A 25,628-nucleotide genomic window follows, 5' to 3' on the forward strand; every position below is an offset into this window, starting at 1 on the left:
GGTCTGTCGTGTCCAGTTTTGTGGGAGGAGGAAGATGATTGACATGACCGACAACATTCCAGCAGTACCCATCCGCGACGAAATGATTCGGCTCGGTCAGTTTCTCAAGCTTGCGAACCTCATCGAATCGGGCGCGGAGGCCAAGGAAGTGATCGCCGACGGCATGGTTTCGGTCAACGGTGAGGTCGAAGATCGTCGGGGCCGCCAGCTTCGTGACGGCGATGTCGTCGAGATCGGCGGGATGGCCGCCAAAGTGGAAGCCCCCGCCTGATCCCGCGACGTCTGACTAGCTTTCGCGAACGACGACGCCGTCCTGGTCGCTGTAGACGATCTCGCCGGGGTTGAAGGTGACGCCGCCGATTTCGATTGGCACGTTCTTCTCACCCGAACCTGTCTGAGTGCTCTTGCGCGGGTTGGTACCCAAAGCCTTGACGCCGATGTCGAGGGTGCGCAGGATCGCCGAGTCACGGACGGCTCCGTTGACGATGACGCCGGCCCAGCCGTTGTCGACGCCGCGGCCGGCAATGATGTCGCCGACCAGTGCGGTGTGGATGCTCGCGTCACCGTCGACGACGAGGACTCCACCGTTGCCCGGTTCGCTGAGGGTCTGCTTCACGAGCAGGTTGTCCTGGAAGCACTTGATGGTGGTGATGGGGCCGGCAAAAACGTCACGTCCACCGAACTGGGTGAACTGCGTGTCGCAGCTACGGATGTCGGGTCCGATCTCGTCGGCAAGGTCAGCGGTCGCTACAGGCTCGGTCATGCCCCACAGGATAGTCGGCGGGGTTCGCGCCTGGTTGTCGTCGGGGAGGGTGCTCGGGCCCGCACGCCTGACGGGGGGGACGTCTTCGAGTTACGCGTCGGCGTGATCGAAAACCTTTCCGCACCACACGCCATCCGGTAGACATCGACGGTGGACACATCGCGCTGGTACCGATCGTTCGCGGAAGTGGAGGCTCGAGGGAACTCAGCGATCTACGAGGAATGGGGCATCCGCGTATCGGAGGATCCAGCAGTCCTCGCTCTGATCGATCGGCTTCCAGAACCCCGCAGGCAACCCAACCTGGTGTTCGGGGCGAGCCGTCACCTCGGTGCCCCGGTTGAGCCGTACGCGTCGTTCCGCCGGTGGTTGAGCGAGAACTGGTCAGAGGTGGAACAACTTGCGCGGATCCGGACTACACAGACCAATGAAGCAGGCCGCGTTGCTGTGTTGCTTCCCGTTCTCGGGTTGTTGAAGGGCCCGCTCTCCCTCATCGAAGTCGGTGCTTCGGCGGGCCTGTGCCTTTATCCGGACCGCTACAGCTTTCTCTACGACGGCGAAAGGTATCTGCATCCAGTAGATGGTCCGTCCACCGTTCTGCTGGAGTGTGCGACGACCGGCAGTCCGCCAATTCCGGAGAGAGTCCCAGACGTGGTGTACCGGGCGGGAATCGACCTCAATCCGCTTGATGTAAACGACACTGACGACATGAGATGGTTGGAGAGTCTTGTATGGCCGGAACAGGACTACCGCCGTCGCCGATTGCACGACGCAGCCGCCCTCGCTCGTGCGGATCCGCCTCGTCTGGTTCGCGGAGATCTCACGTCAGCTGTGGCCGATCTCGTCGAGCGTGCGCCACTCGACACCACGATCGTCGTCTTTCACAGCGCAGTCCTCAACTATCTGATCCCAACTGCCAGAGTGAAATTCACAGAGATTGTTCGCGCTTTGCCATGTCACTGGATCGCCAACGAAGGTATTGGCGTTCTACCTGAAGTCGACGCAGCGCTGACCGTGTCACACGAGGAATGTCGCGGCAAATTTGTTGTCTCTCTTGACGGCACACCTCACGGGCTAGCCGGTGGACACGGGCAGTTCCTCGACTGGATAGACCAAACTTGAACGGCATCAGATTGATTGATTCGCGGTCCGATCTTTGCGGAGAGCTTGACCTTCACATTGATGTGAAGGTTGACAATCGTTTCATGGCAGACGACATCGATTCAAAGCACCACACATCAGGAGCGAAACAGTTTCTTGCGGAACAGGATCGCGGGGACACACTTCCGCTCGTTCCCCTGCTGGCGTTGTTCGCGTCCGTCTTCATCACCAGCCTGACGGAAACGCTCCCAGCGGGAGTGTTGCCGGCAATGAGTGAAGGTCTCGATGTCAGTGAATCAGCCGCCGGGCAGACGATCATGATCTACGCGCTGGGGACGGCGCTGACGACAATTCCCCTGATCGCAGCGACGGCGTCTTGGTCACGAAAGGTGTTACTGCTGACCTCGATTCTCGGGTTTGCGTTCGCCAACACGGTTACTGCATTTTCTTCCGACTATTTTCTGACGATGACCGCCCGGTTCATTGCGGGAGTTGCTGCAGGTATCGCCTGGGCATTGCTCGCCGGATACGCCAGAAGTCTTGCCCCGAAACATCTCGAGGGTCGCGCCATCGCGTTCGCGATGGCCGGAATTCCGCTCGCTCTCGCGCTCGGCGTTCCGTTCGGGACATACTTGGGTAACGCTACCGGGTGGCGGGCACCGTTCTATCTCATGTCGATACTGGCTGTTGCGCTACTCGTTGCAATCGCGGTGTCGGTTCCCGATCGTCCAGGTCGGCCCCGCGACCGTAGACGGCGAAGCATGTTCGAGGCGGCGCGCATTCCCGGTGTCGACGCAGTTCTGATCGTGACGTTCACCGTGGTGTTGGGCCACACCATCCTTTATGCATACATCGCTCCGTTCCTCGAGTCGATCGAAATGGGAGATGACAATGACCTCGTTCTGTTGACCTTCGGGGTGGCATGCCTCATCAGCATTGTTGTTGTGGGCAAACAAATCTACACGCGACTACGGACCTTTGCCTTTGTCGGCGCTGTCCTGATTGCGGTCGCCGCAACCGTACTGGCTGTCACCACGGAGGATGCGCTGCTCGTCTACTTGGCAGCTGCCGTATGGGGATTGGGGTGGGGTGGAATTCCGACTCTGCTGCAAACTTCGGCAGCGATTGCTGCGGGCTCACACGCAGACGAGGCTCAAGCGGTTCTCACGACGCTGTGGAACGGTGCGATGGCAGCAGGTGCGGTGATGGGTGGAGTTCTGTTGTCTCTCAACGGTGCTCGATCCCTCCCGTGGTGGACGGTCGCACTCGCCCTGCTCTGCGTGGTGATCATGTGGGCCGCACGCGGAGACGGGTTCCGGTCACCTGCACAAATCCATCAGGAAGGTCAGGCACACGCATGAACGCAACGCCGTCGATTCAAAGGCCGCCGATCCATCGGTCACCGGTCATCGGTATCGCGCTGGAACCAGCCGGCTGGCATCCGGCGGCATGGCGATTGCAGGGGCATGCCCCTGCCGAACTCTTCACTGCTCACTACTGGTCGGAGTTGTTGCGCGACATAGATGCATCGGTCCTCGATTTTGTCACTTTCGAAGAATCGATCGGTTTGCAGTCGTCGGACTTCAGGAGAATCGACGACAAGGAAGACCAGGTTCGTGGTCGGTTGTCGCCGGTAGCGTTGACGGCACTGGCTGTTTTCGGGACGCAGAGAGTCGGCGTGATCGCCGCGAGAAACCTGACTCACAGTGAGCCATACAGTATCGCCACCGAAATCGCATCGCTCAATCTCTTGAGCGGGGGCCGAGTCGGCCTCCGTGCCCAGATCACTTCGCGAAGCATCGACAGACGTCATTTCGTTCGTCCGCAACCCGTGCCGGAGTTGAGAGAGTCCGACATCTACTTCCCCGAATTGATTGGAACCCGACTGGAGCAGGTCTTCTCGAGCGCGACCGAGTCGATCGAAATACTCCGAGCATTGTGGTCGACATGGACCGAAGGCGCACTCCAAGAAGGCGCCGATGGCCGATTCGTCGATATCGACAAGATCTCTGACAAGTCAATTGTGACAACGAATTTCGAGGTTTCCGGGCCACTCGCCGTCCCTGTTGCCGAAGGCTTGAGACCTGTCGTTGTCGCGCTGGCGCATCACGCCCAAGTTCCTTATCGGTTGGCCGCTGCCTCGGCTGATGTCATCCTGGTGACGCCAACTCCGAGTGTCAATGGTGTCACCATCGGTGATGTTCTCGACGCTGTCAACGCTGAATGTGTTGCAGTGCAGCGAAATTTGATCGATGAGCCGCTGGCGATCCTGGTGGATCTCGTGGTCTTCCTCGGCGCGACCCATTCTGAGGCGGTGCAGCAGAAGCGTGCCCTCGACAAGTTGTCAGGCGGACCGTATTCGTCCGACACCGACATTTTTGTCGGTTCGGTGGGTGAACTGATGCACCGGATCGACGAACTCGTATCGGCTGGCGCGCATGGCGTGCGACTGCGGCCAGCGGTGAACGGCCGGGACATCCCACTTCTCCTCGAACAGTTTCCCGCTGCTTTCGGGGCGAGCACCCGGGTGCGCACGTTGCGAGAGCGTCTCCAGACAGCGTCGCTCGAAACATCGGCGACCACATGAAGATCGGCGAGCTGTCGGAAGCGACACGGGTATCCCGCCGTCTCTTGCGGTATTACGAGGAGCAAAGCCTGATTGCTCCGAGACGATCCGAAAACAGTTACCGCGACTACGACGAACGAATGGTTGATCGGGTTTTTCAGATACGCGGGTTGTTGGACATGGGTTTCCCGACGCGAGTGATCCGGCAGATCCTTCCTTGCCTGGACCAAGAACGCGTCATTCACATGAGCGATGTGACACCGGAGATGCTGTCGATGCTCGAGGCGGAGGCGTCGGGACTTGACGAGAAGATCAGCTTTCTGGTGAAAAATCGCGACGCCATCCGTGAATACATCGCAGAAGTTAGGCAGCGACAGACGGTCCCACTCGATGGGTGAACGTCGATGGATGAACACTGAGCGTGCTGTCAGTTGGTCCGGACCATGCCTATGTCCATCGTTTCGCGCGTGGCAGCGCAAACCAACGGTTCAGGGTTCAGCGGTCGTCGGGAAGTATGCCGTTCAGCACTATGTCGGCGAGTGAGTCGGCGAACGGTCCCGGGTCCGGGACATCCCGAACCGACATCGCGAAGATGGCCGCGCCCGCCATGATGTCGAGAAGAGCGTCGGCGTCGACGCCGTTTCGGATGTCGCCTCGCTCCCTCGCTGCTTCCAGTCGACGGTTCAGCTCGACGCGGACTCCGGCCAGTTGCCGCACCACCAGAACCTCACGCAACTCCGCGTTTGTTCGCACTTCGCTCATCAGCCCGGGTGCAGCGGCTCGCGTGGCAGGAGCTGCGAACAGTGCAACCGCGCCGTGCACCAGCGCGCGGATCTGATCCGTGATCGTGCCCTCGGTGCCGAGTTCGGTGTCGATGTCGGCGCCCTGTTCGACGTCGAGCACCGGGTAAATCGCGTCGTTGACGATGTGCGCCTTCGACGGCCACCGACGGTAGATCGCCGGGCGCCCCACTCCCGCACGGGTGGCGATGGCGTCGATGGACGTGCCCGCATACCCCTTTTCTTCTAACAGTTGCCTGGTCGCGTCCAGTACTGCGTCGTCGATTGCAGGGTTTCGCTGCGGGCCCAGGCGGTGCTGAGTTTCGGAATCTTTGGACATTTTCGGCAAATCCCTTGCGGTATCGCTGTGATGGCCGTTACATTCTGTCACGGCTTTAGTCGATACATATTGTATCGACAATCGGCACGTGCGCATCGGCGCCACCGAACCACGAGGAGTGGTGATGAACCTTCGAACCGAAACAGAAACCTCAGGCGAGAATCCCGACTACGCCGAATTCGCCAGACCCGGCGAATCCCGAAACGACCCGACCGAGATGCGGCGCAACCTCGAAAGCTGGCTCGCTACCGTGCTGTGGCGAGGCTCGAAACCTTCCGTGACCTCGGTCGAGGTGCCGGCCGCGAACGGCATGTCCAACGAAACCGTGCTTTTCGACGCGACGTGGATCGAGGACGGTGTCCGAGCCGAGCACCGCCTTGTCGCCCGAATCGCACCGCGAGACAGCGCGGTGCCGATCTTTCCGTCGTACAACCTGGACCAGCAGTTTCAGGTGATGAGCGCCGTCGCCGCACACACCTCGGTGCCGGTCCCGCGGGTGTACTGGTCCGAGAGCAATCCGGACGCGCTCGGCGGCGAATTCTTCGTGATGGAGCGGCGTGACGGTGAAATCCCGCCCGACGTCATGCCGTACACGTTCGGATCCTGGCTCTCGGAGGCTTCGGCCGACGACTGTTCTCGACTCCAGCAGTCATCGGTCCGCGTACTTGCGGAGTTGCACGCGATGGCCGATCCGCACCTCGCACTCCCTGAACTGTGTCGCGACGGTGTCGAACCGACTGGCACAGAGGCACTTCGCGCGCACCTAGAGGAGCAGCGCCGCTATTACGAGTGGGCAACAGCCGACGGACCAGGATCTCCTTTGATCGAGCGCGGTTTCGACTGGATCGAAGCGAACTTTCCCGCCGATGCCGGTTCCGCAGTGCTCTGCTGGGGTGACTCGCGGATCGGAAATGTCATCTACCGCGACTTCGAGCCGGCGGCGGTCCTCGATTGGGAGATGGCCACACTGGGGCCGCGTGAGCTGGACCTCGGCTGGATGATCTTCCAGCACAGGTTCTTCGAGGATCTTGCGGCCATGGCCGGCCTCCCCGGAATGCCGGACTTCCTGCGCCGTGAGGACGTGGCCGATGCCTACCGCTCGCTGTCCGGACACCAGGTAGCGGATCTCGATTTCTACATCGTGTACGCCGCGTTGCGGCATGCGGTGATCATGTTCCGAGTTCAAAGCCGCGCAGTGGCTTTCGGTCAGGCAGAGTTCCCCGACAACCCGGACGAGATGATCCTGCACCACAAGACGCTCGAAGCCATGCTCGACGGCACTTATTGGGAGTCGCTCGCAACAGTACCGGTTACATCAGCCCCGGTCACAACAGGAGAAGCGCGATGACACTGTCCCCGCTCGACGACTACCCGGTACATCAGATCGCGGAGACTATCCGCCACGTGGGCACCTCGGATCGAAACTTCTACGATCGCTACTACTTCAACGCTCATGCCGGCGTCGACGGCGACACCGAGCCGCTGTTTCTCATCATCGGTCTCGGTCAGTACCCCAATCTTGGTGTATGCGACGGCTTTGCGGTTCTTCGGCGCGGCGAAGACCATATAGTCTTCCGGGCATCCCGAGCCTTGGGTGACGACCGAATGGACCTGTCAGTAGGCCCACTGCGAATCGACATCATCGAGGGTCTGCACCGCCTACGTGTGGTGTTGGAATCGAGCCCCGAGGCGCCGGATCTGAGCTTCGACCTCACCTTCGAGTCCGACGGTCCGGCCAATCTCGAGGCCAGGCATTTCCACCGTCAGCTGGAACGAGTCACCTTCGACACCCAACGATTCGTGCAGACAGGCACGTGGTCCGGATCTCTGACCGTGGACGGCGACGTCATTCCCGTCACGCCGGAGACGTGGCGGGGTAATCGCGATCGGTCTTGGGGTGTTCGACCGGTCGGTGAAGCGGAACCTCCTGGGCGCAAGGCGGATCCGGCGATAGCAGGCAGTCAGAACTTCTTCTGGATTTACTCGATCATGCAATTCGGCGACTTCACCGTCGTCACGATCGTTCAAGAAGATCAGCAGGGATGCCGAATCCTCGAGGATGCAACTCGCGTCTGGGCGGACCGCTCGCGGGAGCCGGAGTGGTTGGGTCGACCCGACCACCAGCTCACCTTCATCTCCGGTACACGCGAGGTGAAGAGCGGAACTCTGTACTTCCGGCGTCCCGGTGCACCAGGCGAGCCCGACCATATTCTGGAGATCACCTGCGAACCGATTTTGCCCAACTACATCGGTGTCGGCACAGGCTACGGACTCGAGCAGGATTGGCGCCACGGGATGTGGCAAGGCGAACTGGTGGTTCAAGGCCTGCGAGAGAAGGTTTCGGAGATCGAACCGTGGAAGAAGATGCTGTGTCCGGTCGACAATCTCGCCCGGTTCACCCTCGTCGAGGACGGCGTATCCCGCACCGGAACAGGCCTGTTCGAGGTGGCAGTCATCGGACCTCATCAGCGATACGGCTTTACCGGCATCGGTGACGTTGCACCTTAACTACAGATCACCGTAACTACAGATCAACAAACTACAGAGAGAGGTACTGCCACATGTCCACACGCACACGAATGTTGTTCGCTCGCACCGCGAAGGCCGCCGCACTTGTTGTCACCGGAGGTCTGTTGTTTGCCGCTCCCGCTACGGCAATCCCGCTTGACCTGGGTTCCCTGGGCACGGGATCACTCGGTTCGGTCGATCTCGGCTCACTCGATCCGGTGCTCGCGCCGACACCGAACTTGGCCTCCGTGGCCAACTTTCGCGACATTGCAGGAAACGACGGGAGGGGATACGTCACCGCAGATGGCTCGCATCTCAAGCGCGGCGTCATCTACCGGTCCAATGCGCTGACCGCGACCAGCGACGCCGACAAGGCGACACTCACCGGCCTCGGACTTGCCGACGCCTATGACCTGCGCGGTGCAACCGAGATCTCCAACCCGTTCATCGGTGGCGCAGACAAGCTTCCGGACGGCGTGACGTACACGAACATCCCGATCGAGTTCAAGGATCTCACTCAGCTCGCCACGACGATCAAGTCGCCGGAGGAGGCCAAGCAGTTCTTGGTCGACACCAACCGCAGTTTTGTCACCGACCCCGTGCGCCGCGCCGGCTTCAAGCAGGTTCTCTCGGACATCGCTGCGAGTGACGGGGTGCAGTTGTTCCATTGCACCTCAGGCAAGGACCGCACGGGTTGGACCGCGATGTTGCTGCAGTCCATCGCCGGTGTTCCCGCCCAGACGATCATGGACGACTATTTGTTGAGCAACACCTACCTTCAGGCGACCAACCAGAAGATTCTCGCGCAGATCTCTCAGGCCCTGAGCCCGCAGGTGGCGACCAATCTCGAGCCCGCTCTCGGTGTCGACGCTTCGTATCTGGAGGCAGGTCTCGCGCAGATAACCAGCGATTACGGAACCGTCGACGGCTATCTCACCAATGGTCTCGGACTCACCCCGGACACGATCAAGCTTCTGAAGGCCAAGCTGGTCGGCTAGTTTCACGCTGCTAAAACGCTTGAACGAAGGTGTACCGGTCTCCATCGAACTCTGGTGGGCCTCGATCCCGGAGGTTGCCCTGCGACGCGGCGAGCGCACCTTAGCCTATGTGCGCTAGAATTATGTACATGACAACTCTCCCGGTGGCCGACGCCCGAGCGCAGCTCTCTCGTCTCGTCGACGAGGCCGAGCGCACACACGAACGGTTCGAGATCACCCGCAACGGGCATCGTGCCGCCGTGCTGCTCGGCGCCGACGACTATGACGCGTTGCGCGAGACGATCGCCGTGCTGGCCGATGAATCGCTACTGGCCGGACATCTGGCGGGAGTGGCTGAGGCGCAGGCCGGGGACACCCTCGACGCTGCCGGTTTGGCTGCGTTCCTGGGTAAGAGCGAGGAGTGAGCGGCGTTGACGAGCCCTATGTCTTGGCGGTGGCGCGTTCTGCGGCTCGATCGCTGAAAGCGGGCTTACCCGAGAAGGTTGCGGTCGCGGTCTACGCGTTCATCACCGGTCCGTTGCTCGAGAACCCTCACCGGGTCGGAAAGCGGCTCGATCCGCCGCTGGCTCCGGCGTATTCGGCGCGGCGCGGTACGTATCGGGTGCTGTACTTGATCGACGATGACGCCCGTCGGGTGACGGTCACCTCGATCGCGCACCGCTCCGATGCTTACCGCACCTGAAAAGCGTCTTAAAGTGAACAACTGCCCGGAGACTTGACACCGGGATTGCGATTACGGCTTGCTGCAGGATCCGCGCTCGTGGCAACCGGCCCATCGTTTGCGTGACATCCAGTTTCCTGTACAAAGATGCGAAATCTTTTGAAGTGTGCTGACTTCCGTGGTCTGGGTAAATCCGAGATTGGTCAGTTCGGCACCAGCAAATGGTCTGATGCCGGAGGGTATTGTCGGATTGTGAACCAGGATCTGATCATTCGCCGCTACCAGCCCTCGGATGAGGACGTGGTCGTCGACCTGTGGTCTCGTGCAGCCCGCGAAGCCCACCCGTTTCTTGCGGGTGAGGGGACCGGTGAACGGGAGCAGAAGATGCGAGAGGTTTATCTGATTCAGGCCGATAATTGGGTGGCTGAGCACAGCTCCGAAGTCGTTGGCCTGTTGGGAATGATCGGCTCCGAAATCGGGGGACTGTTCGTCGCGCCGGCATCACAAGGGTTGGGTGTCGGGCGGGCGTTGGTCGAACACGCTGCTACCCTGCACGGCGAGGTGACACTCGAGGTCTACACCCTCAACGATCGCGCCCGCAGGTTCTATGAGCTGATGGACTTCGAAGAAGAGGGGCGTCGCCACGACGCCGAGACAAACCATGAATTGATCACCCTGCGTCGTACTGGTCGCGACTCCTCCCGCATTCAGGCATGAGAGAGGCTATTCAGCCCAGCGTGCTTACGCTTGAGCCTGCTGGTCTGCCTGGAGGTGCTTGACCGGACATCCGGCGGGGAAAGTGCCGAGGTCTTCGACCTTGTAACCGCTCGGGTAGCTGCGGATGTTGGGCAGTTCGCGGGCGAACTTCCGCTTCGTGCGCACCGGGAAGAACCGCAGCAGACGCGCGCGGACCTTCAGCGCTCCGCGCGAGACGACGCGCATTGCGGTGCTCGGGTGCTTGTAGTGGAAGGCGTCGAGTAGGTGATCGTCCATGAGGGCGAAGGCGAATCCCTTGACCAGAGCCTTCGGCGCCAGGTTGTTGGGCGGGAAGGTGCACATCAGTTCGAGGGTGGAATCGGCGACGGCCCGCGCGCCGGGATCAAATGAAAAGTGTTCGCGCTCATAGTCGTCGAGAAGTTTGACGAACCCCTCGTAGGTGTCAGGCGTGTCCTTGATGTTCATGTACCGACCCAGGTGGCGGTAGTAGTTCGTCGACCCGACGATCTCGTTCTCGGTCATCTTTCGCCAGCCGTACGCGTCGAGCCATCTGACCGGTGTGACGACGAAGGTGGCCAGGACGTAGAGCATGTCGTCGTTGGAGATGTCGTACGAGCCGTGCATCTGATTCATTCGACGCACGCTCTTGCGGCCTTCGGTGCTGCTGAGGCCGTGCTCGAGGATCGCGTCGAGGATCAGGCTGGTGTCGTCGTAACGCTTCTGAACCTTGTCGGTGAACTCGCCCGTGGAGAAGAGGAGCTTGCCGATGGAGGGGACTGCGTACGTGCGAAACAGTGCGAAGCTGAGCGCCTGATTGATGTCCCAGGGGAACTCTTGCGCCGCGAGAATGCGCGACATCTCTTCGTAATCGGTTTCGGGATCGAGTCGATCCGTGCGACTGCGGAGGTCGTAGCGCTTCATCTGAACACTCCCTGGGACTGGTCTGCGCGCGGCAGAGGTAGGTGTGAGCTGCACCACCGACTGTAGTTCTGACAACACGCGTTGTCTAGGGGGTGTGAATAGTCGACTTTCCTTCGTTTCGGGCGTTGTACCAGGGGTATCCGGAAAGTGTTGTCGACCCGAGGAGCAGCTATGAGCGTCACACGCACGGCCGGGGTTTTTGCGGCCATCGGACTACCGATTGCCGCGAGCGTCATGTTCGCCGGAGTCGCCTCGGCTGATCCGCCACATCCTTTCGGCGGCGCCGCCGTCACCATCGGGTGTCCGAATCAGGGGTCGCTGGCCTCGTTGACCGGTCTCACCGGCCAGTCCGGACCAGAGGCCAATCCGCCCATTGCCAAGGGTGATATTCGCTTCGATTCGTTCCCGGCAGCTGCGCCTATCCCGGCGGCCGGACAGGTCACCGTTGCGTGGGTCAATACAGACACCGGCAAGTCCGGAATCGTCGACCTCGTAGGGACTTACCCGTACCTCTCCGCGACGGTCAATACCGGCGTCGGCAATGTCGTTGCGACGGCGTTCGGTTCGATCAACTGGGGCAGTAGTCCCATCTGCCAGTCGAATCCGACGATCGGCAGGTTCATAGCCTGATCATCACAGCGTTCACAGCCTGAACAGGCACAGAGTTGGCGGTATCGCGTGATTATCTGTCATCTCGGAGATACCGCCGGGTCCGTCCCATCCCATATTCTGAAACATGTTAGGTGAAAGCATATTTCAGGGATGGAAAAGGTGGCGACGTGAACGGGTCGAGCGCGCGTCAGTTGATGAGCCAGATGCTCGTCGAGAAACGAAACAGCCTTGCACCCGAAAAGGTCGGCATGCGATGCGAGGGTGCTCGCCGCATGCACGGCCTCAGTCGGCGTGATGTCGCACAGATTGCCGACATCAGTTTCAATCACTACCAACGGTTGGAACAGGGTACGTCCGTGGGTGTTTCGGCTCCGGTCATCGTGAGGATCTGCGACGCCTTGTTGATGGAAGACGACGAGAAGGCGCGCATGCTGGCATTGCATCAGGCATGGGCGCGCCCTCGTCGACCTCGGCCCGGATCCCGAGTTGCCGGATCTCAGGCCGCCGGTGAAATCTCCGGTAGGCAGCGGGCCAGTTCGTCCGGCGTGTAGTAGAAACTTCCGGCGCTCACCGGAGCGCACGGGGCCGCAAAGGCTGTCTCACGCTCGTTGTAGAGCATTCGGACCAGACGCTTGCCGTCCGGCCCGGCGTAGACGTCCCACTGCACGTTGGCAGCCATCGGGCTGACCTGCGCTCCGCGCCAGGGGTTGTTCGCGTAGGTGTAGAGGTCGCCCTCCGCCTGCGAGACGGAGCTCCCCGGCAGTTTCAAGAGCGCCGCGAAGGGGATGATCGTTTCTGCGTGTGCAAACCGGAAATCGGCTCCAGGTACGGCGTCGTCGCCGTTGTGTTCCTGCAAGCCACGCAGGAACTCGTCGCGGAGCACGGTTGCCATCCGGTAGGTGACGTCTTCACCGGTGAAACCCGGACCCTTGGCGTAGAAGTCCTCGGCATCGTTCGTGTACGCGAGCCATTGTGCGTCGGCAGGTTCGATGAATCGCTCGAAATTCCACTTGCCTTCTTCGGCCATGCCCGGAGTGATGATGTACGTGTTGTACAGCATGTATGCAGCGTCGACCTCGTTGTCGATCGTGCTGGAACCCTTGCCGCGGTCGACGAGTGAGAACTCGCCCGCGCTCAGGCGGTTGACGAAGTTCTCCGAGTAGAGCTTGAGCATCATGTGCCGTGAGACTTCGCGGGTGCGGGGAAGATCGGCGATCTGGTCGTCGACGGCTTTCAGTCGAGGATCGGACTCTTCGTAGTCCTTGTAGTCGGCATTTGCATCCGAGTCGTGGAAGTAGAGGAGATCGGCATCCGTCGTCACCGGTGCAACATCGCCGGCGACGGCCGGAAACGCACCGGTCAGGCCCTGAGCGAAGTTCTCGGCGCTGTCCACGGCACGGTCGACGCCCGACGAAGTCAAAGTGATGGTGCCCTGTTGCGCTGCGATGGCGTCGAACAGTTGGGGGAGGCGTTCGGTGACCCGCGCGCCGAGCTGCCTGTGTTCGGTCACCCCGAGTCCGCTGAGGTTGCCGTACCCCAGCTTCTTGTTGGCGGCCATGAGATCACGAAGGGCCGGGCCGAATTCCTTGCCTACGGGAGTCAATGCGTTCTCGGCTTCGGCGATTTCCCACAGCTGCAGGCTCAGGTCGTCGTACTTCAGGCTCGACAGCGCTCTGGAACCATGGCGCGCAACGCTTTCCGTGTACACCGGGGAGTATCCCGTCGGCGGCGCCTGATAGTCGGCGATGCGCTGGCCGGGAGTGTAGGGCGTCTTGGACGTGAAACCGCCGTCGGTCGACGCCGGGGTCTCGGCCGAACCGGAACTCGAACCAGCGTCGAGCGAACCGAACGGTGACGCCGTGGCGATGGACTGGACGCTGCTGGTGACAAGCACTAGTGCGACAGCGCCGGCAGCGGCCAGCACGCCGAAGCGTGAGCTTCGCATGGTGAGTTGATCCTCTCCGTCGGTGCCGAGGTGACACGACGGAAGGAAAGTTAGAACAGCTAAGCGTCCGAATTGCACCTATTTGCCCATGTGCAGATGGACGCGGGGTTACAAGTTTCGGATTCGGAGAGCTCAGGAGGGTTTGGCGGCAATCCCGATCGACACGGAGAGCGACAATGCTATGAGGGTCATGGCCAGCCACTGGTAGCTCTTGGGTGTGGGCTGCTTCTTACGTCCGAACTTGCTCACTGATGTCTCCCGTTTGTCCGTGGGTACTCAGCACATATTACTGTTCCATTACCCCAATGGCGCGGTCGACCGGAAACTGTGCGCGATCAGACAGCAGGCGGACCGCGAAGTCCGCCCGCTGCCCTGTGATCAAGAGATCGTGCGCAGTTCCCGTCGCAGTATCTTGCCGGTAACGGTCTTCGGCAGTTCCTCCACGAGCACCACAGATCGTGGGTATTTGTACGCCGCCATCCGCTGTTTGCAGTGATCGATCAGTTCGTCCGGCGTCACCGACGCCCCCGCGACGAGGCTGACGAACGCCTTCACCGTCTCACCGCGGTATTCGTCGGCGATACCGACGACAGCCGCCTCACGGACTGCGGGGTGCTCGGCAAGAACGTCCTCGACCTCGCGTGGCCACACCTTGTAGCCGGACGCGATGATCATGTCCTTCTTACGGTCTACGACGTAGAACCAGCCGGCTTCGTCCATGAACCCCACGTCGCCGGTGTGGAACCATCCGTCGCGAATGGCCGACGCACTCTCCTCCGGCTTGTTCCAGTAACCGCGCACCACCTGTGGACCACGGACGACCAATTCGCCGATCTCTCCGATCGGCAGGACCGCACCGCCCTCGTCTTCGATGCGGACCACGGTGTTGGGTACTGGAACGCCGACAGACAGTGCCCCGGACGTGGGGTCGACGGGCGTATCCGCCCCGACGGGAACGGCGTGAGTGGGCGACGTCGTCTCGGTCAGACCGTAGATGTTGTGCAGCGCAGCACCGGTCATGGCGCGGACGGCCTCGGCGGCAGTCGGCGAGATGGGTGCGCCGCCGGAGTAGAGCAACCGCATGGAGGTGAAGTCTTCCGGCGCGCATCCCGGAGTGTTGAGCAGTGCCGTAAAAGCAGTGATGGCGCCGACTGTGAATGTCGGTTGGTGCTCACGAATCGCGTCGAGCATCACCTCGGGCTGGAAGCGATAGGCCAGCACCAGCGGCATTCTCGCCAGGACGGACACCGCGATGTGACCGATCAACCCCGTGATGTGGAAGAGCGGTGCGACGCCGAGAACCGTGTCTTTCGGGGTGAGCCCCAGCCAGTCACGGTAGACCTGGGCGTTGAAGGTCATGTTCGCGTGAGAGGTCATCGCCCCCTTCGGCGGACCGGTGGTTCCCGACGTATAGGTCAGTACCGCGATGTCTTCCGGTGCGACGTCAGTGGTGACCGGATCGCCGAGCCGATGTTCGTCGATCAGGGTCGAAAGATCGTCGGTACCGAGATCCTTCTTGACGATTCCGTCGAAAATCCTTGGATCGTTGCGACTTTGGTACTCGAGTTCCGAGGTGGTGATAACTCGCCTGACCGGCGAGTCGGAGACGACATTGCGGCCGACGGACTCGTAGAGCCCCTCGAGAGCGATGAGAACCACAGCTCCGGAGTCTTCGAGTTGGTATCCCAATTCTCGTTCACGGCTCATGGGATTGATCGAGACTGCGACGCCGCCGGCTTTCCAGATTCCGGCGAGCGCGAGCACGAACTGCGGAACGTTCTGGAGGAACAGAGCGACGCGGTCACCCTCCACCAGTCCACCGGCTCGGAGTGCTCGGGCCAGGGCGTCACTCTGCTGATCCAGTTCGGCGAAACTGAGTTGACCGTCGAAGTACTTCACAGCCGTGGCGTCCGGATCAGAGCGGACCGTGGTCGCCAACATCTCGAGCATCGTGGGGTGCTCGACCTCGATGTCGGGGGGAACGTCGTTGCGGTACAACGCCAACCAAGGGCGATCTTCGTATGTCATTTGATGGCAACCGGATTCACGGGAGAGCCGCTGGCCTTGGCAACCTTGAGTGGTGCGGCGACGTACAAGAATGTGTACTGGCCGTCGGACGCACAGTCTTCAGCCAGTTTCTCGAGATCGCAGATCTCGGTGAACACCACGCCGAGATTGCGCATCAGAGCGTTGTGGAGTACCAGTGCCACACCGTTTTCGGGGTCGGTGGTGACCTCGTTGGCGATGGTATCCGTTACCAGGTTCGGGATCTCCATGTCCTGGAACCACTGGACGAGTTCGGGGCTGTAGATCAGGCCGGGCTCGCAGAAGCCCTCGTAGAAGGCTTCGCCCTGGTCGAAGAACAGCTTGAGGAAGTTGGTGCGGATGACGAGGATGTCACGCTTCTCGATGGTGACGCCCTGCGCTTCGGCACAGGCCAAAAGATCATGGTGCGTGAATGTTTCGGCCTTGTCGAGGTTTTCCTTGCCGCGGAACTTTGCCATGTCGAGAAGTACTGCGCGTCCGACGACGCCACGGTCGGCAATCGGTTCGACGCTGGCCTTCTCGAGGCCGCCGACAGTCGTGTCAGCGGAGTATCCGTTCCACAGCGCACCGTCGTACCAGACGTGGCCGAGCGCGTCGTACTGCGTCGAACCCTGCAGGAACGCGTCGATCTTGTCGTCCGCGTAATGCAGGCCGCCGGGGAAGTTGGGGGCGTCGTCGCCGTCCCAGCTGCTCTCGTCGAAGATCTGTGTGCGCTCGGCAGGGCTGCGTCCCGGCCACACCGGATCACCCTTGGGGTCGCCGATGAGCCGTTGAAGCGTGAACACGGAACCCTGCTTGATGGTTCCGACGCCACGAAGCACCTGTCCGGCGTCGAGGTAGTTCAGTGAACCGACCTCGTCGGACTCTCCCCACTTGCCCCAGTTGCTGGGTGCGTCGCGCAGGAGTTCTCCAAGATATGGCGCCTCGGTCATGGTGATTCGATCCTCTCGCTACCGACACCGAACGATCGCTCGGGCGGACCTGGGTCTTTGTGATCCACATCATGTTCAGGCCGATAATCAGTAGTCAACATGTTCACCGATTGCCGTGGTCATCGCATTGTTGGAAATCCAATGTTCGGGAATACTGAACACTGTGACCGAAATCGAGAATGCCGTCCTGATTGGAGCGTCGATCCGGCAGGCACGGCGTCACAGCGGGCTCTCGCTGCGCGAATTGGCCAGGCGTCTCGATGTCAGCGCGGCTACCCTCAGCGCCGTCGAGACCGGAAAGACCAGGGTCAGCGTCGACAGGTTGGCGGCGATCGGGGGGATCCTCGGAGTGCGTTTCGACGCACTGCTCCCAGCCGCGATAGTGCGTCCGCCGGAACAGCCACGATGGGGTGGCGACGACGCGGACCCGAGCGCACCTATGCGACCGAACGTGTGGCGAAGGTTCGGCCCGAGTTCGTTCGATCCGGTGTTGGCGGCCGCGCTTGCGGAGATGGTGAAGACCGGATATCACGGCGCTGCGATGCGTGAGATCGCTAAGCGCGCGCAGATGAGTGTGCCGGGTCTGTACCACCACTATTCCAGCAAGCAACAAATGTTGGCCGAAATTCTCGACCTCACCATGGCCGAACTCAACACGAGATCGTTGGCCGCAATCGACGAGGGCGAAAGTCCCTCTGAAAGGCTGGCTCTGCTCGTCGAATGTGTGACCTTGTTCCATATCTATCGCCGCGATCAAGGTTTCCTGGGTGCCAGCGAAATGCGCAGTCTCACAGACGAGAACAGGTTGCGCATCACGGAATCACGCAACTACCAGCAATGGTTGACGACGAAGCAAGTCGACGACGGAATCGCCGCCGGCGTGTTCGGGACGGATCGACCGCGACAGGCTGCGCGTGCAATCGTCGTGATGTGTGTCTCTGTCGCGCAATGGTATCGGCCGAGCGGACCACAAACGCCCGAGGAAATCGCACGCGACTATGCGCGTTTTGCGCTCGATCTGGTGCGCTACCGACGACCGTGACGGACGTCATCCGGTTCGGGTGATGCGCCTGCGCGCAAACGGGTCCATGCTTGGAAGGTATCCGTACCGCGACTCGAGTAAGGAACGAAACCTAATGTCTTCCAAGCTGTCTCACAAGGCCTACATGATCGGCGCCGGCATCGGAAACCTTTCGGCGGCGATCTATTTGATTCGAGACGGTGAGTGGGATGGTGCGGACATCACCATCATGGGTCTGGACATGCACGGAGCGAACGACGGCGAATCTGCCGCTACCTTCCAGCACCAGTACGGTCATCGCGAGCTCGGAAACGACGCGGGTTTCATCAACCGTGGCGGGCGTATGCTCAACGAGGAGACCTACGAGAACCTCTGGGACGTGCTGAGTGCGGTTCCGTCGCTGGACAACCCGGGAAAATCGGTGACGGATGACATCCTCGATTTCGACCACGCACATCCGACGCACGACGTTGCACGGTTGATCGACCGAGACGGCATCCGCAACAAGGGTGGGAACGACTACAAGCACATGCAATTCGACAACAAGGATCGCTACTTGTTGACGAAGCTGATGACGTTGCCGGAGTCGGACGAGGCAAAGTTGGACGATATCAGCATCGAGCAGTGGTTCGAGGACACTCCGCACTTCTTCACCACCAACTTCTGGTACATGTGGGAGACCACATTTGCTTTCAAGCGGGTGAGTTCGGCGATGGAGCTTCGCCGGTACATGAACCGAATGATTCTCGAGTTCAGTCGCATTCAGACGCTCGCCGGTGTCACCAGGTCGCCGTACAACCAGTACGAGAGCATCATCTTGCCGATGCGGACCTTCCTCGAATGCAAGGGCGTGAAGTTCGTCAACGAACTGAAGATCACGGAGTTCGTGTTCAAGGACACCCCGCTTCGAGACGAGATCGTCGTGACGGGACTCGATTACGAGAACGTCCGCACCGGTGAGAAGGGCCGAATCGACGTAGCGGAGGGCGATTTCGTCTTCGACACCAACGGCAGCATCACCGACAGTTCGTCGATCGGCGATCTGGATACCCCGATCGTGGAAGACATGAGGTACGCGCCGAGTGCACTGCTGTGGAAGCAGGCTACCGAGCATTTCTACGACCTCGGGAATCCCGACAAGTTCTTCGGGGATCGGGAGCAGAGTGAGTGGACCAGCTTCACCGTCACCACGTCGTCACACGAACTCATCAACGAGATTTCCCGAATCACCAAGCAGCTCCCCGGAAATGCGCTCAACACGTTCGTGGACTCGAACGTCCTTCTGTCGATCGTGGTTCACCATCAGCCGCACTATCACGCGCAGAAGGAGAACGAAGGGGTCTTCTGGGGTTACTGTCTGTTCCCGCGCAAGAACGGTGACTACGTGAAGAAGCCGTTCATCGAGATGACCGGCCGGGAAATGCTGGAAGAGACGCTCGGACACCTCGAGGCGCTCGACGAGAGCGGTGCGCTGGCCGCGCGCCGACAAGAGATCACCGGCAGCGTCGTCAATTCGATTCCCAGCCATATGCCTTACGCCAGTGCGCTGTTCAATCGGCGCGCCGTCGGTGACCGGCCTCTGGTGGTGCCGAAGCACTCCAAGAATCTGGCCTTCATCAGTCAGTTCGCGGAGTTGCCGTTCGACATGGTGTTCACCGAGCAGTACTCGGTGCGCTGCGCTCAAGTGGCCGTCTACAAGTTCCTGGGGATTCCGGAAGACAAGCTTACCAAGATGCATCACTACGAGAAGGATCCGAAGGTCCTCGCCAAGGCCGCAGTGACGATGTTCCGCTGAGGAGTGCTCAGCGACCGTGCCGCTTCTCGTAGTCCTCGCGAGTGCGATCGGCGCGGCGCTGGGCCTTCTCGTCGAGCAGTTCGGGATCGAGTCCGTGGCTCAGTAGGCGGTGACGGCGGTAGATGGTGCCGAGCGCCACGACGAAGTACGCGAGCGGGATGAGCAGCAAGGCCATCATGGCCAGGGGGATCCAGATCGGTCCGGGAATCAAGAGGAACAGCAGGAGAATCAGCGTCGCCGGCACTGTGAAACGAATGATGTAGCGCGCCTGCGCCCCCGGGCCCACCAGATCGTTCCGAACCCAGTCCTGATACCGGTCGGGGAGCGTCTTTCCCAGCAGGTATCCGCAGTATTGGGGGAAGTTCGGGCGAGTCTGTTCGGCCATGGTCTCCAGGATAGTGCCTGGTACTGCCGCTTACACCGGTGCCTTGAACGTGCGGCGGTACGCGCTCGGTGAAACGCCGAGGGCCTCGTTCATGTGTTGACGCATCGATGTCGCAGTTCCGAAGCCGGTTCGAGCGGCAATTGCATCGATCGACAGATCGGATTCCTCCAAAAGTTCCCGTGCTCGATCGACGCGTCTGCTGGTCAACCAGCGGTTCGGTGTGGTTCCGACTTCGTCGCGGAATCGACGACTGAACGTGCGGACGCTCATGTTGGCGCGCGTCGCCAGGTCCGCCAGGGTGATCGGCTCGCCTAGATGTTCGAGGGCCCAGTGCCGAGCGTCGGCAGTCGATTCCGATGGCTTGTCGGCCAGGGGGCGCCGGATGTACTGCGCTTGGCCGCCGTCGCGCCACGGCGGTACGACGCAGCGCCTCGCGACGGTGTTCGCCACTTCCATGCCGTGGTCGCGCCTGACAATGTGCAGACAGAGATCGACGCCTGACGCCACGCCGGCCGACGTCAGGATGTGGCCTTCGTCGACGAACAGCACGTCCGGATCCACGTTCACCTTGGGATAGACACGCTGGAAATGGTCGGTGTTGCGCCAGTGCGTCGTGGCGCGGAGGCCGTCGAGCAAACCTGCCGCGGCGAGGATGTACGACCCGGTGCAGATCGAGACCAGCCGAGTGCCCGGCCGGATGTGTTGGAAAGCTGCGGCCAACTCGGGGGAGAGGTAACCGTCTTCGTAGGCCGGACCCAACTCGTACGACGCGGGTATGACGACGGTGTCGGCGGTGGCGAGCAACTCGCTCCCATGGTCGACCGAGATGCTGAAGTCTGCGTCGGTCTGCACGGGATTGCCGTCGACGGTGCACGTCAGGATCTCGTACAGCGGTCGATCCTCGACGTCGAGGGCGCGCCCGAAGATGCGCGCCGGGATGCCGAGTTCGAAGGGTATGACTCCATTCAGAGCCAGTACGACGACGCGATGCGGACCAGACATGGCTTGATTCTTTCATATATTGGCAATCTGGCCACTGTTCTCGATCGAATCCGAACTGCAGAATCTTCTCTGTGACTTCTGAGACCGCTCTCCCCGAATCAGGCCAACAGCAGGTGAGCCCGCCGCGCTTTCACCGCGCCTGGTCCGTCGCGATCGTGGCGTTCCTGGCGTTGGTCGGTGCGGCGAGCTTCCGCGCCGCGCCTTCGGTGCTGATCGATCCGCTGCACGAGGATTTCGGTTGGTCGCGCGCCAGCATCTCCGCCGCAGTCTCGGTCAACCTGATTCTGTACGGGCTGACCTCTCCGTTCGCCGCTGCCTTGATGGAGAGGTTCGGTATCCGGGCGGTCGTCACCTCGGCGTTGGCGCTCATTTCACTCGGCAGCGGTCTCACGATATTCATGACCTCGAGTTGGCAGCTCATCCTGCTGTGGGGTGTCTTTGTCGGCCTCGGTACGGGTTCGATGGCGCTGGCGTTTGTTGCCACCATCGTCGATCGGTGGTTCGTCGAGAAGCGCGGTCTTGTGACCGGCATCCTCACCGCCGGTGGTGCGGCCGGTCAGTTGGTGTTCCTGCCCGTCCTGGCGAAGATCGCCGAAACCTACGACTGGAAGAGCGTCGCATTCACGGTCTCGTTCGCCGCATTGGCCGTCGTGCCGTTCGTTCTGCTGTTCCTGCGCAACTACCCGTCCGACGTGGGTACGACGCCCTACGGTGCGCCCGCCGACTACACCCCACCGGCCAAGCCTGTCTATCAGCGCGGTGGCGCCGGAGCCCGCGCGATCTCGGTGCTGGTCATGGCGTCGAAGACCAAGGTGTTCTGGCTTCTCGCCGGTACCTTCGCGATCTGCGGCGCGAGCACCAACGGACTGATCGGAACGCACTTCGTTCCGGCGTCGCACGATCACGGAATGCCGATCACCACGGCCGCGTCACTGTTGGCGTTGATCGGAATCCTCGACATGGTCGGCACCATCGCTTCGGGTTGGTTCACCGACCGCATGGACTCGCGAAAACTTCTCGGCATCTATTACCTGTTCCGCGGGATCTCGCTGCTCTTTCTGCCGCTATTGCTCGCCAATACCGTGAATCCGCCGATGATCGCGTTTGTCATCTTCTACGGGCTCGATTGGGTGGCGACGGTTCCGCCGACCGTCGCGCTGTGCCGTCAGCACTTCGGCGCCGACGCCCCCATCGTGTTCGGTTGGGTGCTGGCATCGCACCAGATCGGTGCGGGTCTGGTGGCCTTCTTGGCCGGCCTCGTTCGTGATCAGATCGGCTCGTACGACGCTGCCTTCTTGGTGGCCGGCGCGCTCTGCGCGATCGCTGCAGTCATGTCGTTGTTGATCGCAAAACGTCCGAAAGAGGCAGTATTGGTTGACTCTGTCTGATTCGGCACTGTGATCGGTACCACCGACGGGGTAAGTTGTGTGTAACTCCAAGAACTACTCACCAGTAGGGGTACTGAAATGCCTGCTCCGTCCGCTGCGACCTTCTCGCGGCTCGCCGATCTGATCGCCATCGACAATGTTGCCGATCGCCCGACGAAGTCCATCACCGAGGTGTTCACCGGCAAGGAGCTGGCGACCATCCCCGTCGGCACCGCCGACGACGCACTTGCGGCCATCGCCCGCGCGCGCGTCGCTCAGAAGGAATGGGCCAAGCGCTCAGTCCTCGATCGCGCTGCCGTCTTCCACCGCTACCGCGACCTCATCCTCGAAAACCGCGACGCACTCATGGACATGGCCCAGGCCGAGACCGGAAAGTCGCGTACCGCAGCTCAGGAAGAAGTCCTCGACATCTCGATGACGTCGCGTCACTATGCACGCGTAGCGCCGAAGCTGCTGCGTCCGCGTCGCGTCTCCGGCATGCTCCCGGGCCTGACGAAGACCGTCGTCCGCTACCAGCCCAAGGGTGTCGTCGGCGTCATCTCGCCGTGGAACTACCCGATGACGCTGGCCGTGTCCGACGCCATCGCCGCGCTGCTCGCCGGTAACGCCGTTGTCCTCAAGCCGGACAGCCAGACGCCGTACTGCGCGCTCGCCTGCGTCGAACTGCTCTACAAGGCGGGTCTGCCCCGCGACCTCTTCGCCGTGGTTCCCGGGCCGGGCTCCGTCGTCGGCACCGCCCTGGTCGAGAACACCGACTACCTCATGTTCACCGGTTCCACCGCGACCGGTCAGCTCCTCGCCGAGCAGGCCGGCCGTCGACTGATCGGCTTCTCCGCCGAACTCGGTGGCAAGAACCCGATGATCGTCGCCGCCGGCGCAGACCTGCGCGAGGTCACCGACGCCGCTGTGCGTGCGTGCTTCTCCAACTCCGGTCAGCTGTGCATCTCCATCGAGCGCATCTACGTCGAAGAGTCCATCGCACCCGAGTTCATCCGCATGTTCGGTGATCGCGTCAAGAAGATGAACCTCGCCGCCGGATACGAATTCGGAATCGAGATGGGCAGCCTCGTCTCCGAGGCGCAGGTCAAGGCAATTTCCGCTCATGTCGACGACGCAGTCGTCAAGGGCGCCACCGTCATTGCCGGCGGCAAGGCCCGCCCGGACATCGGACCGCTGTTCTACGAGCCCACGCTGCTCACCGGGGTTCCCGAGGACGCCGAGTGCTACCGCGACGAGACCTTCGGGCCGCTCGTCTCGATCTACCCGGTCAAGGACGTCGAAGAGGCCATCGCTGCGGCCAACGACACCGAATACGGCCTCAACGCCAGTGTTTGGGCGGGAAGCAAGGCTGCCGGTGAAGCTATCGCAGCGCGCATCCACGCCGGCACCGTCAACGTCGACGAGGGTTACGCTCCCACCTGGGGCAGCACCGCAGCACCGATGGGCGGCATGGGTGTCTCGGGCGTCGGTCGTCGTCACGGCGCCGAGGGTCTGATCAAGTACACCGAACCGCAGACCGTTGCCACCACTCGCGTCATGAACCTCGGTGGACCGCGCGGACTTCCGGCCAAGGTGTGGGCAAAGCTCATGCCTCACGCCATCAAGATCATGTCCTGGGTTCCGGGCCGGTAGCGGGTGGAGACCGCCAGCGCCTACATCGAGGCGACGCCGGTATCGGTGTGGAAGGTTGTCAGCGACATCGAGGGTATGGGTCGCTTCAGTCCTGAAAACACCGGCGGCACGTGGACTTCCGGAACTCCGGGCACTGTTGGTGCAAAGTTCAAGGGCACCAACAAACATGGTCTGATTCGTTGGAGCACTCACTGCACGGTGGTCGACGTGGTCGACTGCCGGAAGTTCTCCTTCGAATCGGACGAGCCGAAAGCGCGGTGGACCTATGTGCTCGAGCCTTCGGGAACGGGCACTGTGCTCACCGAGACTCGTGAGATCTATGCGGCGCCTGCGCTTTACGTGCGCATGATGTCGGGTAGCGGCCTGCTCGGTCGGGGTCGAGACCAGCTGATGCAGACCGGAATGGAAACCACTCTGGCGCGCATCAAGGCGTTTCTGGAGAGTTAGAAACTGACACAAGTGGGGCTGCACTCGATTCGAGTGCGGCCCCACTTCTGTTGTTGGAGATCTAGTTTGCAGTGCTGATGAGCGCAGCGTCGATGAGCGCGGTGTAGACACGCTCCGGTTCTTCGGCGATGCGATTGAGTACGTACAGCCACCACTGTGTTCCGAAGATGACGTATTCGCGTGTGGTGAAGCCCGCTGCTCGGAGGGCGTCCAGCTGCTCGGTGCCGAGGCCGAGCAGCATCTCGAACTCGACGTGCTCGCCTCTGAGCTTCGAATCATGCTCGGCGCGTAGTGCTTCGAGGATGTCGCGGTCATGCGTCGCGATGGAAAGCTGGTGACCCGAGTCGACGATCCGGGCTGCATAGTCGAGATACGCGTCGCACAGTTCGGCACTACCGCGCGGGTAGGCGACGGATTCGGCTTCGAGGAAGGCGCCCTTCACCAACCGGATGCGACCGGGCCGGTCGAGCAGCGCGGCGAGATCCTTTGCGGTGCGGTGCAGTCGGGCCTGAACGGTGATTCCCACGTGAGTGAACCGCTCGGCCAGTCGCGCGTGCATGTCGAGGACCAGGTCGGTGCGGTCGGACGCTTCGGCGGAGATGATCAGCTCAGCACCTGCGCGTTCCGTGGTCTCGGCCAGGCGCACGACATTGCGAAAGCACTGCTCCGGATCGATGACCAAGCCGATGTGCGAGAGGTCGAACGACACGGTGCTGTCGACGCCTGACGTTCCGATCCGTTCCGCCAATTCCACGAACACATCGGTTTCGGCGTTCGCGAGTTCGGGATCCCGGACGCTTTCCCCCGTGTATTCGATGCTCGCCTTGTGTCCTCGCGCGAAGATCGAGGGGAGGCGGCCGAAAGCGTCGTCGATGGTTTCGCCGCCGATGTAGCGAGCGGCGACTTTCCGTGCGAGTGCTGCCGTCGCAGCGTCCGCCATGGTGCGTTCTTTCAGGGATTCGTCGAGTGCGAGGCGGCGTAGGACGTCTGCGGCCTGGGCTTGTAGATCCGTGTTCACGGCTTCAGCGTATCCGGACAAGGGTGCGGGAATTATTCTCCGGACCCTTGCGTT

The 25,628-nt window shown here is 61.4% G+C and carries 27 protein-coding genes; 18 read left to right on the forward strand and 9 right to left on the reverse strand.

From position 1 onward, the window contains the following. Window positions 1–43: 43 nt before the first annotated feature. Entirely contained in the window at window positions 44–271 is a 228-nt protein-coding gene (locus ACFQ6Y_RS13625; RefSeq protein ID WP_003943569.1) for an RNA-binding S4 domain-containing protein, read from the forward strand. Between the two features lie 15 nt (window positions 272–286). Here ACFQ6Y_RS13625 and rraA read toward each other — a convergent pair whose 3' ends face one another. Continuing rightward, complete coding sequence (rraA, locus tag ACFQ6Y_RS13630; RefSeq protein WP_378633266.1) at window positions 287–763, reverse strand: ribonuclease E activity regulator RraA; 477 nt, start codon at window positions 761–763, stop codon at window positions 287–289. Between the two features lie 150 nt (window positions 764–913). Between rraA and ACFQ6Y_RS13635 the strand changes: the two genes are divergently transcribed. The 4 genes from ACFQ6Y_RS13635 (at window position 914) to ACFQ6Y_RS13650 (ending at window position 4,825) form a co-directional block, all read left to right on the forward strand. Then, a complete protein-coding gene (locus tag ACFQ6Y_RS13635) occupies window positions 914–1,882 on the forward strand; it encodes a DUF2332 domain-containing protein (protein ID WP_378633269.1) in 969 nt (322 codons plus the stop codon). Window positions 1,883–1,965: 83 nt separating this feature from the next. Beyond that, window positions 1,966–3,222, forward strand: coding sequence for an MFS transporter (locus ACFQ6Y_RS13640; protein WP_378633272.1), 1,257 nt, complete (start codon window positions 1,966–1,968; stop codon window positions 3,220–3,222). Then, entirely contained in the window at window positions 3,219–4,448 is a 1,230-nt protein-coding gene (locus ACFQ6Y_RS13645; protein ID WP_378633275.1) for an LLM class flavin-dependent oxidoreductase, read from the forward strand. Before ACFQ6Y_RS13640 ends, ACFQ6Y_RS13645 begins: the two co-directional genes overlap by 4 nt. Continuing rightward, window positions 4,445–4,825, forward strand: coding sequence for a MerR family transcriptional regulator (locus ACFQ6Y_RS13650; RefSeq protein WP_007735825.1), 381 nt, complete (start codon window positions 4,445–4,447; stop codon window positions 4,823–4,825). The genes ACFQ6Y_RS13645 and ACFQ6Y_RS13650 overlap by 4 nt, the downstream gene beginning before the upstream one ends. Window positions 4,826–4,922: 97 nt before the next feature. Here the strand turns inward: ACFQ6Y_RS13650 and ACFQ6Y_RS13655 are convergent, their stop codons facing one another. Next, a complete protein-coding gene (locus ACFQ6Y_RS13655; RefSeq protein WP_378536299.1) occupies window positions 4,923–5,546 on the reverse strand; it encodes a TetR/AcrR family transcriptional regulator in 624 nt (207 codons plus the stop codon). A 124-nt stretch (window positions 5,547–5,670) separates the two neighbouring features. Between ACFQ6Y_RS13655 and ACFQ6Y_RS13660 the strand changes: the two genes are divergently transcribed. From ACFQ6Y_RS13660 to ACFQ6Y_RS13685, 6 genes are all read left to right on the forward strand, one after another. After that, on the forward strand, window positions 5,671–6,894 hold the full coding sequence (locus ACFQ6Y_RS13660) for a phosphotransferase family protein (RefSeq protein ID WP_378633278.1): 1,224 nt from the start codon (window positions 5,671–5,673) through the stop codon (window positions 6,892–6,894). Continuing rightward, window positions 6,891–8,054, forward strand: a complete 1,164-nt coding sequence (locus ACFQ6Y_RS13665) for a hypothetical protein (protein WP_378633280.1) — start codon at window positions 6,891–6,893, stop codon at window positions 8,052–8,054. Before ACFQ6Y_RS13660 ends, ACFQ6Y_RS13665 begins: the two co-directional genes overlap by 4 nt. Window positions 8,055–8,107: 53 nt before the next feature. Continuing rightward, window positions 8,108–9,052 (forward strand): tyrosine-protein phosphatase, encoded by a 945-nt coding sequence (locus ACFQ6Y_RS13670; protein WP_378633282.1) that lies wholly within the window; start codon window positions 8,108–8,110, stop codon window positions 9,050–9,052. A gap of 128 nt (window positions 9,053–9,180) precedes the next feature. Beyond that, a complete protein-coding gene (locus tag ACFQ6Y_RS13675) occupies window positions 9,181–9,456 on the forward strand; it encodes a type II toxin-antitoxin system Phd/YefM family antitoxin (RefSeq protein WP_374105663.1) in 276 nt (91 codons plus the stop codon). Continuing rightward, window positions 9,453–9,734, forward strand: a complete 282-nt coding sequence (locus ACFQ6Y_RS13680; protein ID WP_378633285.1) for a type II toxin-antitoxin system RelE/ParE family toxin — start codon at window positions 9,453–9,455, stop codon at window positions 9,732–9,734. Before ACFQ6Y_RS13675 ends, ACFQ6Y_RS13680 begins: the two co-directional genes overlap by 4 nt. A 126-nt stretch (window positions 9,735–9,860) precedes the next feature. Beyond that, window positions 9,861–10,430 carry a GNAT family N-acetyltransferase gene (locus ACFQ6Y_RS13685; protein WP_378633287.1) on the forward strand — a complete coding sequence of 190 codons (570 nt, stop codon included), beginning with the start codon at window positions 9,861–9,863 and terminating at the stop codon, window positions 10,428–10,430. Between the two features lie 24 nt (window positions 10,431–10,454). On the opposite strand, the gene ACFQ6Y_RS13690 is transcribed toward ACFQ6Y_RS13685, so the two are convergent. After that, window positions 10,455–11,351, reverse strand: coding sequence for an oxygenase MpaB family protein (locus ACFQ6Y_RS13690; RefSeq protein WP_378445374.1), 897 nt, complete (start codon window positions 11,349–11,351; stop codon window positions 10,455–10,457). Between the two features lie 171 nt (window positions 11,352–11,522). Here ACFQ6Y_RS13690 and ACFQ6Y_RS13695 point away from each other — a divergent pair, with 171 nt between their 5' ends. Then, entirely contained in the window at window positions 11,523–11,981 is a 459-nt protein-coding gene (locus tag ACFQ6Y_RS13695) for a hypothetical protein (protein WP_230816135.1), read from the forward strand. 149 nt (window positions 11,982–12,130) lie between these two features. Then, window positions 12,131–12,514: a helix-turn-helix domain-containing protein gene (locus ACFQ6Y_RS13700; RefSeq protein WP_378633292.1), complete on the forward strand. Its 384-nt coding sequence runs from the start codon at window positions 12,131–12,133 to the stop codon at window positions 12,512–12,514. Here ACFQ6Y_RS13700 and ACFQ6Y_RS13705 read toward each other — a convergent pair. From ACFQ6Y_RS13705 to ACFQ6Y_RS13715, 3 genes are all read right to left on the reverse strand, one after another. Next, window positions 12,460–13,908, reverse strand: a complete 1,449-nt coding sequence (locus ACFQ6Y_RS13705; protein WP_378633296.1) for a histidine-type phosphatase — start codon at window positions 13,906–13,908, stop codon at window positions 12,460–12,462. The two genes, ACFQ6Y_RS13700 and ACFQ6Y_RS13705, sit on opposite strands and share 55 nt — an antisense overlap. 378 nt (window positions 13,909–14,286) lie before the next feature. Beyond that, on the reverse strand, window positions 14,287–15,936 hold the full coding sequence (locus ACFQ6Y_RS13710) for a class I adenylate-forming enzyme family protein (protein ID WP_378633300.1): 1,650 nt from the start codon (window positions 15,934–15,936) through the stop codon (window positions 14,287–14,289). Further along, window positions 15,933–16,886: a cyclase family protein gene (locus ACFQ6Y_RS13715; protein ID WP_378633305.1), complete on the reverse strand. Its 954-nt coding sequence runs from the start codon at window positions 16,884–16,886 to the stop codon at window positions 15,933–15,935. Before ACFQ6Y_RS13715 ends, ACFQ6Y_RS13710 begins: the two co-directional genes overlap by 4 nt. A 163-nt stretch (window positions 16,887–17,049) precedes the next feature. Here ACFQ6Y_RS13715 and ACFQ6Y_RS13720 point away from each other — a divergent pair, with 163 nt between their 5' ends. After that, window positions 17,050–17,928 carry a TetR family transcriptional regulator gene (locus ACFQ6Y_RS13720; RefSeq protein ID WP_378536322.1) on the forward strand — a complete coding sequence of 293 codons (879 nt, stop codon included), beginning with the start codon at window positions 17,050–17,052 and terminating at the stop codon, window positions 17,926–17,928. A 94-nt stretch (window positions 17,929–18,022) separates the two neighbouring features. Continuing rightward, entirely contained in the window at window positions 18,023–19,702 is a 1,680-nt protein-coding gene (locus tag ACFQ6Y_RS13725; RefSeq protein WP_378633310.1) for an oleate hydratase, read from the forward strand. Between the two features lie 7 nt (window positions 19,703–19,709). On the opposite strand, the gene ACFQ6Y_RS13730 is transcribed toward ACFQ6Y_RS13725, so the two are convergent. Beyond that, window positions 19,710–20,087 (reverse strand): DUF5313 family protein, encoded by a 378-nt coding sequence (locus tag ACFQ6Y_RS13730; RefSeq protein ID WP_003943558.1) that lies wholly within the window; start codon window positions 20,085–20,087, stop codon window positions 19,710–19,712. 30 nt (window positions 20,088–20,117) lie between these two features. Continuing rightward, complete coding sequence (locus ACFQ6Y_RS13735; protein WP_378541038.1) at window positions 20,118–21,089, reverse strand: GlxA family transcriptional regulator; 972 nt, start codon at window positions 21,087–21,089, stop codon at window positions 20,118–20,120. 71 nt (window positions 21,090–21,160) lie between these two features. On the opposite strand from ACFQ6Y_RS13735, the gene ACFQ6Y_RS13740 reads away from it, so the two are divergent. The 3 genes from ACFQ6Y_RS13740 to ACFQ6Y_RS13750 all read left to right on the forward strand — a co-directional run bounded on the left by ACFQ6Y_RS13740 (window position 21,161) and on the right by ACFQ6Y_RS13750 (window position 24,556). Continuing rightward, window positions 21,161–22,477, forward strand: a complete 1,317-nt coding sequence (locus ACFQ6Y_RS13740) for an MFS transporter (RefSeq protein WP_378536332.1) — start codon at window positions 21,161–21,163, stop codon at window positions 22,475–22,477. A gap of 78 nt (window positions 22,478–22,555) precedes the next feature. Continuing rightward, on the forward strand, window positions 22,556–24,109 hold the full coding sequence (locus tag ACFQ6Y_RS13745) for a succinic semialdehyde dehydrogenase (RefSeq protein WP_003943578.1): 1,554 nt from the start codon (window positions 22,556–22,558) through the stop codon (window positions 24,107–24,109). Between the two features lie 3 nt (window positions 24,110–24,112). Next, window positions 24,113–24,556 (forward strand): SRPBCC family protein, encoded by a 444-nt coding sequence (locus tag ACFQ6Y_RS13750; RefSeq protein WP_378633314.1) that lies wholly within the window; start codon window positions 24,113–24,115, stop codon window positions 24,554–24,556. A 61-nt stretch (window positions 24,557–24,617) separates the two neighbouring features. Here the strand turns inward: ACFQ6Y_RS13750 and ACFQ6Y_RS13755 are convergent, their stop codons facing one another. Beyond that, window positions 24,618–25,574: a proline dehydrogenase family protein gene (locus ACFQ6Y_RS13755; RefSeq protein WP_378633318.1), complete on the reverse strand. Its 957-nt coding sequence runs from the start codon at window positions 25,572–25,574 to the stop codon at window positions 24,618–24,620. Window positions 25,575–25,628: the final 54 nt, after the last annotated feature.

This window comes from Rhodococcus sp. NPDC056516, assembly GCF_042794655.1.
In the GTDB taxonomy this organism is placed as follows: domain Bacteria; phylum Actinomycetota; class Actinomycetes; order Mycobacteriales; family Mycobacteriaceae; genus Rhodococcus_F.